The organism is Kutzneria viridogrisea DSM 43870 (assembly GCF_000525635.1).
Lineage (GTDB): Bacteria > Actinomycetota > Actinomycetes > Mycobacteriales > Pseudonocardiaceae > Kutzneria > Kutzneria viridogrisea.
In genome coordinates, this window is sequence record NZ_CP007155.1 from 9,835,247 (window position 1) to 9,847,668 (window position 12,422).

A 12,422-nucleotide genomic window follows, 5' to 3' on the forward strand; every position below is an offset into this window, starting at 1 on the left:
GGATCCATGAGAGGGACCTCAACCAGGGCCCCGGTGCCGGTCGCGTAGCCCCCCGAGCGACTGACGCCGGGGCCTACCTCTGTCCGGGCATCACCCAGAACGGTGGCCTGGCGCGGCGCTCGATCAGCCCGGTCTGGACAATGCACCCATGCGCGTCACCCGCCGGGTACAGGTCGTGCTGGCGGTCGCCCTGCTCGCGTTCGGCGCCACGGCGAGCCAGGAGACCTCGCAGGCCACCGACGTGCGGGCCGCGGTGAGCAGCACCAGCGCGCAGCGGGCCTACCTGGTCGGGCAGGGCAGCGAGCTGAAGGTCCTGGACCTGACCAGCGGCCGGGTGCTGGCCACGGTGGACACCAACGCGATGACCACCGGGCTCGCGGTCAGCGGGGACGGCCGCACCGCCTACGTGGTCAACGGCTGGATCGGCACCATCACGGTGGTGGACACGGTGGCCGCACGGGTGGCGCGCCGGATCAAGACCAACGCCCAGCTGGACTCCGCGGTGGTGCGCCCGGACGGGCAGCGGCTCTATGTCACCGGGACCATCAGCGGCCAGGGCTACGTGCTGTCGGTGGACACCCACACCAACACGCTGGCGGCGGCGGTGCAGGTCGGTGCCAGCCCCACCGGGCTGGCGATCAGCCAGGACGGCAGCCGGCTCTACGTGGTGAACAACCAGGGCGCGAGCATCACCGTCGTGGACACCAGGGTGGCCACGCCTTTGGCCACGATCCCAGTACCCGACCTGCCGCAACAGGTGGCGCTGAGCCCGGACGGGGGCACCGCCTACGTGACCCACGCGGGTGGCTCGCCCACCGGGAACGGGGCGGTCACGGTGATCGACAACGCGAGGAACCGCGTGCTCGACGACGTGGCGGTGGGCGTGGGCGCCTTCGGGATCGCGGTCAGCGCGGACGGGCGCCAGGTCTACGTGTCGAACCTCCAGGACGGCACGGTGACCGTGCTGGACGCGGTGAGCCGGACCGTGCAGGACAGCGTGCTGCTGCGGGCGCGCGGGATCGCCACCGCGGCCGGGGACCGCCACGTCTACCTGGCGACGGGCAGTTCGGCCACGGTGCTGGACGGGGACACCGGCCTGGTCGGCGGCCAGCTGGACCTGGTGGGTCTGGCCGGACGCCCGTTCACCGCGAGCACCATCGTGCTCGGCGGCACCGGCTGAGCTGAGCTGTCAGCGGGCCTGCGGCAGCAGTTCGGGCGCCTCCCTGGCGACCGCCGCGAGCACCTCGGCCGCGGAGGGGTTGACCATCCACGTGCTGCCCACGTTGACCGTCGGCACGGTCTCGTTGCCGTTGGCCGCCGCCCGCACCGCGGCGGCGGCGTCCGGGTCCTGCCAGATGTCGAGCTCGCGGTAGGCCAGGCCGCTGCGCTGCAGACCTGCCCGCAGCATGTCGCAGAAGGGGCAGCCGGGGCGGACGTGTACCAGGACTTCAGTGCTCACGCCCAACCCCAACCAGGTTCCGACTGGCGTTATTCCGGCGCCTCGTTACGCTGGGGATCGCCGCCGGCACAGGGGGTGATCATCGTGGCGCCGACCGCCGCGTTCCGATTCTCGGCCGACGAGGTCCTGCCCGCGTTGACGTTGTTCCGCCAGGCGCTGCGGACAGTGCAGCCGCAGGTCAGGGACGCGCGACACGCACCGCGCATGGACCCGGTGGCCGCCGACCCGGTGAGCAGGGCGGCAGCGCGCGCGTTCACCGCGCACGGCCAGGACTCGGCACTGCTCGCGCTGACCAGCTACCAGGACCGCCTGCAGGCGGTGGTGGAGGCGCTGACCACGGCCGCCCGCCAGTACGGGCACACCGAGGACGAGATCGCGAGGACCTTCCGTGGCTGACCTGCCCGAGCTCACCGAGCAGCTGAACTGGTTGGCGGTGCCGCACGAGCAGTTGTGGCGCGAGATCAACACCGGGCCGGGGCCGGGGGCCGTGCTGCCAGCCGAGGACTTCTACCGGCGCGCGGGCCAGGCGGTGGCCGAGGCCCAGCAGTGCTTGCAGGACGGGCTGACCCGGCTCACGGCGGGCTGGCAGGGCGCGGCGGCGAGCGAGGCGGCGGCTGCGGTGCAGCGCCTGCACGACTGGGCGGGCGCCGTGCAGCAGGGCATGGCGGCGGCCGGCAGCGCGGCGGCCCAGCAGGCGCAGCACTACTCGGACGCGCGGAGCAAGATCCCGGCGCCCAACGGGGCCGCGGCGCAGCCGACGACCACGGGGCCGGGGGTGGCGGTGGCCAACAACGCCGATCACGACGCGGTGGAGAAGGGGCAGGCCGACGCGCACCGCAAGGCGGCCGAGGCGATGGCCACCTACCAGGCGCAGTCCGCGGAGACCGTGGGCGCGCTGCCGGACTACGGGCCCGCGCCGGACTTCGCGGTGCTGGTCGGCACCAGCACGGTCGTGGCGGGCGGCTCCACCTCGAGCGGGCACGCGATGGGCGCCGGGCCGCTGGGCGGGCCTGCCGAGGACCGCACCCGCTCCTCGGCGGCGAGCCCGCTGATCCCCGGCCAGCAGGTGCCCGCGGCGCACACCTCCACGGACCTGAGCCACGCCGCCGCCATGGCCGCGCACGCCGGGGGCGCATCCCAGCCGCACGTGCCCACGCAGGGCCCCGGGCTGGGCGCGGGCCCGCAGGTGGGCGTCGCGGCGGGTGCCATCGGCGGCGGGCTGATCGGCGGGGTGCTCGGGTCGGCGGCACGGGCTCGTGGCGAGGACAACTCCACGCGCAAGCAGGCCGGTGGCGCGACGAGCACCGCCAACGTGCGGGAGGTCCAGCAGGCGGTCGGCTCCCGGCACTCCGATGGGGGCGGCGGCATCATGCAACCGGCCAGCGGTCGGCACCGTGCGGAGGACGCCGAGCACGACAACAAGTACGGCATGGCCGGGGACGAGCTGTTCCACCACGACGAACTGGTGGCCCCCACGGTGATCGGCGAGGGCGGTGAGGACGAGTGACCGCCGTGCTGAGCACCGCCGCGTACCAGGTGTTGTGGGAGCAACTGGGCCTGCCGGACATGCCCACCGTGCTGACCGTGCCGCCGCGCGGCTTCACCGAGCGGGACCGCCGTGCGGTGGTGCGGGAGGCGCAGCGCGAGCTGGCCGGTGCCGATGCGCGCACCGCGGAGCTGGTGGCCCTGCTGCACAGGCCGAGTCGTGCGGTGGACGTGCGCATGTACGTGGACGGCCCGATCCGCGCGCTGGCGGCGGCCCGCGGCGAGGCCGGGGTGCTGGCGGTGCTGCACGAGGGCCAGCTCGGGCTGGACCCGCTGCCCGGCGGGGCGGTGGCCCGCGCGGCCGTGGACCTGCTGCCGGTGGTGCCCGCGGGGCCGGGCCGGTCGGTGTCCCTGCCCAGCACGATCCTGCGGGCCGCCGGGTGTGGCGGCGGGACCGTGGACGGCAAGGGCTTCGAGGTGGCGTTGCGCGCACAGGGTGTGCCGGCGGAGGACGCGCGCGAGCTGCGGCTGATGCTGGACGGGGTGGTGAGGCGCGGCACGTTCGGCGTCACCGTGGCCGACGAGCTGGGTCGCGAGCACCGCGCGGACCACGTCGTGGCCTGGTCGGACACCGAGCGCGGCCGGTACCTGATGGAGGACAGCCGGGCGATGGACGGCCGCGGCTGGACCACGGTGGCGCCCGCGGACAACCGGCGACTGGTCGGCCAGGTGCAGCGCCTGCTCACCACGACGAGCGCCACCTGGGCTCAGCCCCAGGGCTGATCGCGCGCCGCCGCCACGGCGATCCTGGTGTCCGGCCGGTTCTGCGGCTGCCGCAGCGAGACCACCAACTCGACCCCCAGCGCCTGCGCGATCCGTTCCAGCACACGCAGGGTGGGGATCGCGTTGGCTCGTTCGAACCGGGCGATCGCCGGTTGGGTCATGTCCGCCGCGGCCGCCAGCTCGGCCTGCGTCCAGCCACGTTCGATGCGCATTCTGCGAACATTCCTGCCCAGTTCGCCAGCCCACTCGAACGCGTGATCCTCTCGCATCGCCAACCTCATTCATACCGAGAAGAACATAATTGCCGCTGAACGATTCGACCGGTACAAGAAAGGCGTCCCACGCGCCGGGGAGCGTGGGACGCCTTTCTCGCGCTCCAATCAGCCGAGGTGGGTCAGGCCGAGCAGGCCGCGGTAGTCGCCGTAGGTTCCGAGGTCGAGGTACTCAGCGGGGTGGGCCAGGTTGGCCGGGTCGCAGATCCGCGTGAAGTCCCCGTAGATCCCCAGGTCGCAGTACTGCTTGGGGTCGTTGAGGGTGTCCAGGTCACACAGCCTGGTCAGGTCGCCGTAGACGCCCAGATAGCACAGCGAGGCGATACCGGAACCGTGGGACGGAGTGTGGGAAACAGGTGAAGCGAACGCGGGAACGGCAGTGGCGAACAGAAGGGCAACGCCCGCGATACCGGCGGCAAACGTCTTGCGAAGCATGAGGGGTGGCTCCAGGGAATAGGGGTGTCGGCACTGACACCCGATCGAGTGGAACGAGGCGAAATGCTATCGGTCCACACATTAAAAATATAACCCGAAAGAAGGGCTTCACCCTGACGTGTCACTCAAGCTGAACATGTCGAACGCTTTGTGATCAAACAGAACGAGACCGGTATGTGCCACCCCCTGCGAGTCACTCGATCGAGCGACTCGCAGGGGAAACGGTAACGTCAGTGCACGGGTTCGGGTTCACGGGAGTGCGAGGCAGGCTCATCTTCGGCATCCTCGGACTCCTTGATGCCGACCCGCTCCTGGAACCTGCGCAGCGGACCCGGCGCCCACCAGGATGCGTCACCGAACAGCCGCAGCACCGCGGGCACCAGCAGCATCCGCACCACGGTGGCGTCGAGCACCAGCGCCACGATCATGCCGATCCCGATGAACCGCATGGTGACGATCTCGGACAGGCCGAAGGCTCCGGTCACCACGATCAGCAGCAGGGCGGCGGCGGAGATCATCCGGCCGGTGCGCACCAACCCGGTGCGCACCGCGTCCGGGGTGGACATGCCCTTGTTGCGGGCCTCCACCATGCGGGAGAGCAGGAAGGTCTCGTAGTCGGTGGACAGCCCGAACACCAGGGCACCGATCAGCACCATGACGCCGATCTGCATGGGCGCGGGGGTCACGTTCAGCCAGCCCGCGCCGTGGCCCTCCTGGAAGACGAAGGTCAGTACGCCGAAGGTGGCCGACAGGCTCAGCGCGCTCATCACCACCGCCTTGATCGGCAGCAGCACCGAGCCGAAGGCCAGGAACATCAGCAGCAGGGTGGCGCCGACCAGGATGGCGATCATCCAGGGCAGCCGGTCGAAGATGGCCTGCGTGCTGTCGGCCAGCTTGGCGGTGAAGCCGCCGACCATCAGCTCGGTGTTCGCCGGGTGCGGCAGGGCGCGCAGCGAGGTCACCGCGTCTCGGGCCTGGTCGCTGAGCGGGTCACCGGGCAGCTTCACGCTGAGCACCACCACGTCGCCCTTGGCGCCGACCGGGTGCACGTCGCTGGCGATCCCACCCGCGTCGGTGACCAGCTTGCCCACCGCGGCCTGGTCCGGGGCGGCGCCGTTGGTGCTGCGCAGCACGACCTGGGCAATGCTGTTGCTGGTGGACGGGAACGCCGAGTTGATCGACTCGATGGCCTGGCGGCCGGAGTCGCTTGGCGGCAGTTGCTTCTCGTCGGCGGCGCCGAACTTGACGTTCAGGAAGGGCGAGCCGAGCACGAGCAGCACCGCCACGATGGGCAGCACGAACAGGGTGGGCCGCTTCATCACGGTGCCCGCGAGCTTGTTCAGCCAGCCCGGCTCGCTGTCGGCGCTCCTGCGCCACGGCACGGCGAGCCGGTCCACGTTCTTGCCCAGCACGCCGAGCAGCGCGGGCAGCAGGGTCAGCGACACCAGTGCCGCGATGGCCACCGCGGACATGCCGCCGTAGGCCACCGACTTGAGGAAGTCCAGCGGGAACACCATCAGCCCGGCCAGCGCGATCACCAGCAGGGTCGCCGAGAACGCGACGGTACGGCCCGCGGTGGCCACGGTCCGCCGCACGGCCTCCGCGGTGCCGCGACCGGCCGCCAGCTCCTCGCGAAACCGGCCCACCGTGAACAGGCCGTAGTCGATGGCCAGGCCGAGCCCGAGCAACGAGGCCACGTTGACGGCGAAGGTGTTCACGTCCAGGCCCAGGGACATCAGCCGCAGCACGGCCAGCGCGCCCAGGATGGACAGGCCGCCGACCAGCACCGGGAGCAGGGCGGCGACGGCACTGCCGAAGATGATCACGAGCAGGGCCAGGACCACCGGCAGGGAGATCAGCTCGGCCAGCTCCACATCGGACATGGACCGGTCGGTGATCGCCTTCTGCAACGGGATCAGACCGCCGACCTGGGTCTGCACCCCGTCCACGGCCAGCTTGTCGGCGATCGCCGCGTACTGGGTGATCTGCTCGGACTGGTTGGTCGACGCCAGCGTGATGGTGGCCAGGCCGTGCTGCTTGGTCGCGTCGGCAAGCTGCGGCACGTGGGTGTTCCAGTACGAGACGACCTTGCCCACGTCCGAGCCGGGCAGTGCCGACAGCCTGTCGTTGATCTTCTGCGCCAGCTGCGGGTCGTCGACGGTCCTGCCATCGGGCGCGGTGTAGAGCACCACCACGTCCCCGCCCTGCTTGCCGATCGAGTCCTCGATGACCTTGTCCACGTGCGCGGCCTGGCTGCCCGGGTCGTCGTAGCCGCCCTGGGTGAGCTTGCCGAAGACCCCGGCTCCCCAGGCGCCACCGATCACGGTCAGCAACACCACGGCGATGATCACCACCCACCGCCGCCGGTGCGCGAGCGCTCCCCAGGACGCGAACATTCGGCCTCCTTGGATGTACCGTTGCCTGCGTTACCGCAGCCGGTGAACACCGTTAACCAGCACGACGGTACGGAGAGTTAACGGCGTTTACAACCCGATGGGGTGAACTATGACGGAGGCCACGCGCCGTGACCGCCCTCGCGTCGACACTGAGCGCGAGATCCGCAGGGAGGCGCGTCGCCTGCTCGTGGAGCAGGGCCGGGAGGCCGTGACCCTGCGTGCCATCGCCCGGCACCTCGGCATCACCGCGCCCGCGCTGTACCGCTACTACGACTCGCGCGAGGACCTGTTGCAGCGCGTGATCGACGACGTCTGCCTGGACCTGGCCGCCGAGCTGACCGCCGACCTGGTCGCCGTCGGCGAGGAGGACATGCTCGGCGGGGTGTTCGCGGTCTGCCGGGGCTTCCGCCGCTGGGCGCTGGCCCACCCGCAGGAGTTCACCCTGGTGTTCGCCTCACCCGCCGAGCAGGAGCCCGAGGCCGCACCCTGCGCGTTCGGTGGCGCGGGCAAGCTGGTGCAGCCGGCCAAGGACCAGTTCGGGCGGATCTTCCTGAGCGTGGCGAGCAAGGTGCTGGCCACCCACCAGCTGCCCGCCCCGTCCGACGAGGAGGTGCCCGAACAGCTGCGCGCGGACCTCAGCGGGTTCCGGGACACGCTGGTGCACACCCTGGTCCAGCAGGGCATCGAGCTGCCGGACCAGGCACTGAGCCTGGGCACGGTCTACTTCATGTTGCAGTTCTGGGTGCGCCTGTACGGGCACGTGGCCCTGGAGGTCTTCGGTCGCTTCCCGTTCGCGGTGTCCAACGCCGAGCCGCTGTTCGAGTCCATGCTGACCGAGCTGGCCGGCGCCATCCAGGCGGCCTGATCAGACCGCTGGTACCGACTCGGCCAGCCACCCGGCCTGACGCAGGTGGTTCCAAGCGAGATCGACGTGCCTCGACGTGAACACCTGGGCAGGAATGTGGCTCCATCCGGAGATCACCGCGTGCGCTTCCGCAGAACTCCCGGCTGATCCTTCGAGGAAGGTGAACAGGGTGGTCGCGAGCAGTTCGAGCTCGTAGGTGCTCTCCCAGCCCTCGACGAGCCGGAGCACCTCCTTGATCGTCCTCGCGGTGGCCTCGTCGACAGCCGCGTCCGCCTTCTGCACGGCCTCCGGTATGAGCACGATGGGACGCAGTTCGAGGACCTTGTCCGTGGCGTCGCCGTATCCGAGCACGTAGTGGCCCTCCCACTCCTTGAGCTCACGCTCCAAGCCGTGGGAGAAGGGGCCGTACCGGGCCCGCACGAAGGTGTACCGCGACTTTCCTTCGTGCACTTGCGCGAGGTAGACCAGCTTCTGGATCTCGATGCGGGCCAGCGCATCTGAACGATCGGCAATGCGAAACGGTGCCGATCCGCGCAGGAAGTCCGCCATCAACGCCAGAAGCGCAGCCCGCTCAGTGGTGAGCTCGGGTGCCTGACTGCGGTTGGGCATGTCTGCGGGAGCGGGGGCTCCAGCAGGAGCAAAGAGGACCACGTCAACGTCAAGATCACCAAGAGCCGCGACAAGAGCCGGCCGCACGTCTGCCCACTCCAAGCCACCATTGCCGCAGCCGAGCGGCGGGACCGCTACGGAGCGGATCCCCAGAGCACGCACCGTGTCAGCAAGCGCTGAGGCGCCCGACACAACGTCCTCGAACTGACTCGGATTACGCCAGTGGCGCTTGGTGGGCACGTTGAGTACCCACCGAGGACGCTGCCCCTCTCCACGATCCACGACATGCACCGAGCCAGGTGTCACCTCACCTGCGGCACATGCCCGCTCGTACGGACCGACGATCTCGGGGAACGCCCGCTTGAACTGGAGCGCCAAGCCCTTGCCGAGCACGCCAACGCAGTTCACCGGGTTGACAAGCGCCTCGACGTCCTGGCGCAGGAGGTTGCCCTCGCCAAATCTGATCACGCTCACCACCCGGTCTCGTCGAAGTACCAGTTCGGGAAGACGCACAACGGTATCCGGCTCAGCAACGATCCGCTGATGTGACGCTGCACAAGCTGCTCGGTCAACCGGGTTCGCACGACGATGGCGGTCAACAGTTCCAGCGGAACGCTGCCGTGTACCAGCAGTTCCGCCATTCGGCGTTCTTTGCGATCGAGTTCGTCAAGGGTGTTGCGCCAGAACTGGTCGCTCATGAGCGACCAGTCGACCAAGTCGTCGATAGCCCCAACACCGGGGCTGAAAGCAGCGGTCATCTTCGCGGCGTTCCGGTCGGTGACGACGACCTCACCGCGTGCAGCCAGCATATCTGCCTCGGTGACGAGGTAGATGAGCTGGTCTTGCACCCGACCGAACCGCGCGAATGCCTTCCGGGCCACCTCGAAGAGCATCGGTGACTGCGGGGCGAAGTAGAAAAGGACGTAGTCACCCACCACGCCGCCCGGTTCAACGGAAACCGGCGTGTCACGACGCCGCTGTTTGATGGCAGGGTTGCCTGTCTCAGCGAAGGAGGTCCCGCTCTGGCGTAACGCACAGTCCGAGAGCAACGCACCACGCTGGATCATGGCCGGTAGGTTGTCGACCTTGGTGAAGTGGAAAACCCTCCGCTTGGGCGGGCCGACGAACGTTTGCCACTTCATCCGCGCAGACTACCCACCAGCCATGACACGACGGATCAGGCGACGATGTTGACCAGTCGGCCCGGCACCACGATGACCTTGCGCGGCTCCTTGCCGCCCAGCTGCTCGGCGATCTTCTCCTCGGCCAGCGCCGCCGCCTTGACCTGCTCCTGGTCGGCGTCGGCGGGCACCACGACCCGGGCGCGCACCTTGCCGTTGACCTGGATCGGGTACTCCACGGTGGCCGCGACCAGGTAGCGCTGCTCGGCGACCGGGAACGGGCCGTGTGCCAGGGACTCGCCGTGGCCCAGCCGGGACCACAGCTCCTCGGCCACGTGCGGGCACAGCGGGGCCAGCATCAGCACCAGCGGCTCGGCCACCGAGCGCGGGGTGACCGCACCGGACTTGGTCAGGTGGTTGTTCAGCTCGATCAGCTTGGCGCCCGCGGTGTTGTAGCGCATCTCCGAGTAGTCCTCGTGCACGCCCGCGATCGTCCTGTGCAGCAGCCGCAGCGTGTCCTCGTCGGCCGGGTCCTCGCTGACCCGCAGCTCGCCGGTCTCCTCGTCGACCAGGTTGCGCCACAGCCGTTGCAGGAAGCGCTGCGCGCCGACCACGTCCTTGGTGGCCCAGGGCCGGGACACGTCCATCGGCCCCATGGACATCTCGTACAGCCGGAAGGTGTCGGCCCCGTACCGCTCGCACATCTCGTCCGGGGTGACGACGTTCTTCAGGCTCTTGCCCATCTTGCCGTACTCGCGGCTGACCTCTTCGCCCTCGAAGAAGAACTTGCCGTCCCGCTCCTCGACGCGCTCGGCGGGCACGTACACCCCGCGCGCGTCCTTGTAGGCGTAGGCCTGGACGTAGCCCTGGTTGAACAGCTTGCGGTACGGCTCGTCCCCGGTGACGTGGCCCAGGTCGAACAGCACCTTCTGCCAGAACCGGGAGTACAGCAGGTGCAGCACCGCGTGCTCCACACCACCGATGTACAGGTCCACACCGCCGGGGTCGTTCGCCCCGTGCTGCTCGGTGCGCGGGCCCAGCCAGTAGCGCTCGTTGACCGGGTCCACGAAGCGGTCGGCGTTGTCCGGGTCCACGTAGCGCAGCTGGTACCAGCAGGAACCGGCCCAGTTCGGCATGGTGTTGACGTCACGCCGGTAGGTCTTCGGCCCGTCACCCAGGTCCAGTTCCACCTCGACCCAGTCGGTGGCGCGGGACAGCGGCGGGGAGGGCTCGCTGTCGGCGTCCTCCGGGTCGAAGGTCCTGGGGGAGTAGTCGTCCACCTCGGGCAGCTCGACGGGCAGCATGCTCTCCGGCAGGGCGTGCGCCACCCCGTCCTCGTCGTACACGACGGGGAAGGGCTCGCCCCAGTAGCGCTGCCGGGAGAACAGCCAGTCACGCAGCTTGAACTGCACGGTGCCCTCGCCCGCGCCCTGCTCGGTCAGCCACTCGGTGATGGCCTTCTTGGCCTCCACCACGTCCATGCCGTCCAGGAACCCGCTGTTGACCGCGGGTCCCTCACCGGTGAACGCCTTGCCCTCGAAGCCCTCGGTGGGCCGCACCGTGCGGATGATCGGCAGCCCGAAGACCTCGGCGAAGTCCCAGTCGCGCTGGTCCTGGCCGGGCACGGCCATGATCGCGCCGGTGCCGTAGCCCATCAGCACGTAGTCGGCCACGAACACCGGGATCTTCGTGCCGTTGACCGGGTTGGTGGCGTAGGAGCCGGTGAAGACCCCGGTCTTCTCCTTGTTCTCCTGGCGGTCCAGCTCGGACTTGCGCGAGGCCGCCTTCCGGTACGCCGCCACGGCCTGCGCCGGGGTCGCCGCGCCGCCGGTCCAGCGACTGTCCACATCGGACGGCCACTCGGCGGTGGCCAGCTCGTCCACCAGCGGGTGCTCGGGGGCCAGCACCAGGTAGGTCGCGCCGAACAGGGTGTCGGGCCGGGTGGTGAACACCTCGATGGCGTCGAAGCGGACCCGCGCGCCGTAGGAGCGGCCGATCCAGTTGCGCTGCATGGACTTGACCTTCTCCGGCCAGTCCAGCCGGTCCAGGTCGTCCACCAGCCGGTCGGCGTAGGCGGTGATACGCATCATCCACTGGCGCAGGTTGCGCCGGAACACCGGGAAGTTGCCGCGCTCGCTGCGCCCCTCGGAGGTGACCTCCTCGTTGGACAGCACCGTGCCCAGGCCGGGGCACCAGTTCACCGGGGCCTCGGACAGGTAGGCCAGCCGCTGCGAGTCGACCAGGCGGCGCCGCTCGTCCGCAGGCAGGTCGGCGTACTTCGCCGCCAGCTCGGCGATCGGCCGGGCCCTGCCCTGCTCGGTGTCGTACCAGGAGTTGTAGATCTGCAGGAAGATCCACTGGGTCCAGCGGTAGTAGTCCGGGTCGATGGTGGAGATCCGGCGCCGCTCGTCGTGGCCCAGCCCCAGCCTGCGGATCTGCCGCAGGTAGGTGGCGATGTTGTCCTCGGTGGTCTTGCGCGGGTGCTGCCCGGTCTGCACCGCGTACTGCTCGGCGGGCAGGCCAAAGGCGTCGAAACCCATGGTGTGCAGCACGTTGCGGCCGGCCATCCGGTGGTAGCGCGCGAACACGTCGGTGCCGATGAAGCCCAGCGGGTGGCCCACGTGCAGCCCGGCGCCCGAGGGGTACGGGAACATGTCCTGCACGAACAGCTTGTCCGCGGGCACCCCGTCGCCCGCGCTCAGCTTGCCGACCGGGTTCGGCGCGTAGAACGTGCCGTTGTCCTCCCAGTACTCCTGCCAGCGCTTCTCCACCGCGTCCGCCAGCGCGGCGGTGTACCGGTGCGCGGGCACCTCTTCGGTGCCGACCTCGCTGCTCATCGCGACAACCCTCTCGTCGTACCTGCCCCGGAACAACACAAAACCCCCCAGCCCGATGGGCATGAGGGGCTGCCGCGCCGACCTTCTCGCCAGTAGGTCAGCGCGGCTGGATAAGGAGCAGGCGGACCGTGCTCATGCCAGCAAGGGTAGCGCACGGGTC

Annotated in this window: 12 protein-coding genes; 5 read left to right on the plus strand and 7 right to left on the minus strand. The window is 69.9% G+C overall.

The window, feature by feature from the left end; all coding sequences use genetic code 11:
- Positions 1 to 148: 148 nt before the first annotated feature.
- Positions 149 to 1,180: a YncE family protein gene (locus KALB_RS44745; protein ID WP_025361936.1), complete on the plus strand. Its 1,032-nt coding sequence runs from the start codon at positions 149 to 151 to the stop codon at positions 1,178 to 1,180.
- A gap of 9 nt (positions 1,181 to 1,189) precedes the next feature.
- Here KALB_RS44745 and KALB_RS43335 read toward each other — a convergent pair whose 3' ends face one another.
- Positions 1,190 to 1,459, minus strand: a complete 270-nt coding sequence (locus KALB_RS43335; RefSeq protein WP_025361937.1) for a glutaredoxin domain-containing protein — start codon at positions 1,457 to 1,459, stop codon at positions 1,190 to 1,192.
- 84 nt (positions 1,460 to 1,543) lie between these two features.
- Here KALB_RS43335 and KALB_RS43340 point away from each other — a divergent pair, with 84 nt between their 5' ends.
- Genes KALB_RS43340 through KALB_RS43350 form a run of 3 tightly spaced genes read left to right on the plus strand, consistent with a single transcriptional unit; the run spans position 1,544 to position 3,727 of the window.
- Complete coding sequence (locus KALB_RS43340) at positions 1,544 to 1,855, plus strand: PE domain-containing protein (protein WP_148309885.1); 312 nt, start codon at positions 1,544 to 1,546, stop codon at positions 1,853 to 1,855.
- A complete protein-coding gene (locus KALB_RS43345) occupies positions 1,848 to 2,966 on the plus strand; it encodes a PPE domain-containing protein (protein WP_025361939.1) in 1,119 nt (372 codons plus the stop codon). Before KALB_RS43340 ends, KALB_RS43345 begins: the two co-directional genes overlap by 8 nt.
- Positions 2,963 to 3,727, plus strand: coding sequence for an ESX secretion-associated protein EspG (locus KALB_RS43350; RefSeq protein WP_025361940.1), 765 nt, complete (start codon positions 2,963 to 2,965; stop codon positions 3,725 to 3,727). The genes KALB_RS43345 and KALB_RS43350 overlap by 4 nt, the downstream gene beginning before the upstream one ends.
- Here KALB_RS43350 and KALB_RS43355 read toward each other — a convergent pair.
- The 3 genes from KALB_RS43355 to KALB_RS43365 form a co-directional block, all read right to left on the minus strand.
- Entirely contained in the window at positions 3,712 to 4,008 is a 297-nt protein-coding gene (locus KALB_RS43355) for a helix-turn-helix domain-containing protein (protein ID WP_338033840.1), read from the minus strand. The genes KALB_RS43350 and KALB_RS43355 overlap by 16 nt on opposite strands.
- A gap of 99 nt (positions 4,009 to 4,107) precedes the next feature.
- Positions 4,108 to 4,434 (minus strand): hypothetical protein, encoded by a 327-nt coding sequence (locus KALB_RS43360; RefSeq protein WP_025361942.1) that lies wholly within the window; start codon positions 4,432 to 4,434, stop codon positions 4,108 to 4,110.
- A 230-nt stretch (positions 4,435 to 4,664) separates the two neighbouring features.
- Positions 4,665 to 6,830: an MMPL family transporter gene (locus KALB_RS43365; protein ID WP_025361943.1), complete on the minus strand. Its 2,166-nt coding sequence runs from the start codon at positions 6,828 to 6,830 to the stop codon at positions 4,665 to 4,667.
- A gap of 109 nt (positions 6,831 to 6,939) precedes the next feature.
- Here KALB_RS43365 and KALB_RS43370 point away from each other — a divergent pair, with 109 nt between their 5' ends.
- Positions 6,940 to 7,695, plus strand: coding sequence for a TetR/AcrR family transcriptional regulator (locus KALB_RS43370; protein ID WP_025361944.1), 756 nt, complete (start codon positions 6,940 to 6,942; stop codon positions 7,693 to 7,695).
- Here KALB_RS43370 and darG read toward each other — a convergent pair whose 3' ends face one another.
- From darG to leuS, 3 genes are read right to left on the minus strand one after another with little or no spacing between them, the layout of a single operon-like run.
- Entirely contained in the window at positions 7,696 to 8,781 is a 1,086-nt protein-coding gene (gene darG / locus KALB_RS43375) for a type II toxin-antitoxin system antitoxin DNA ADP-ribosyl glycohydrolase DarG (protein ID WP_051912946.1), read from the minus strand. It lies immediately after the preceding gene.
- Positions 8,775 to 9,446 (minus strand): type II toxin-antitoxin system toxin DNA ADP-ribosyl transferase DarT, encoded by a 672-nt coding sequence (gene darT, locus KALB_RS43380; protein WP_025361946.1) that lies wholly within the window; start codon positions 9,444 to 9,446, stop codon positions 8,775 to 8,777. The genes darG and darT overlap by 7 nt, the downstream gene beginning before the upstream one ends.
- 35 nt (positions 9,447 to 9,481) lie before the next feature.
- Entirely contained in the window at positions 9,482 to 12,262 is a 2,781-nt protein-coding gene (gene leuS, locus KALB_RS43385; RefSeq protein WP_025361947.1) for a leucine--tRNA ligase, read from the minus strand.
- Positions 12,263 to 12,422 lie beyond the last annotated feature (160 nt).

Bases quoted from the DNA above. Each gene is read 5' to 3' on its own strand.
- KALB_RS43365 (WP_025361943.1), bottom strand. From the start codon at position 6,830: ATGTTCGCGTCCTGGGGAGCGCTCGCGCACCGGCGGCGGTGGGTGGTG.
- KALB_RS43360 (WP_025361942.1), bottom strand. From the start codon at position 4,434: ATGCTTCGCAAGACGTTTGCCGCCGGTATCGCGGGCGTTGCCCTTCTG.
- darT (WP_025361946.1), bottom strand. From the start codon at position 9,446: ATGAAGTGGCAAACGTTCGTCGGCCCGCCCAAGCGGAGGGTTTTCCAC.
- KALB_RS43355 (WP_338033840.1), bottom strand. From the start codon at position 4,008: ATGAGGTTGGCGATGCGAGAGGATCACGCGTTCGAGTGGGCTGGCGAA.
- KALB_RS43370 (WP_025361944.1), top strand. From the start codon at position 6,940: ATGACGGAGGCCACGCGCCGTGACCGCCCTCGCGTCGACACTGAGCGC.
- leuS (WP_025361947.1), bottom strand. From the start codon at position 12,262: ATGAGCAGCGAGGTCGGCACCGAAGAGGTGCCCGCGCACCGGTACACC.
- KALB_RS44745 (WP_025361936.1), top strand. From the start codon at position 149: ATGCGCGTCACCCGCCGGGTACAGGTCGTGCTGGCGGTCGCCCTGCTC.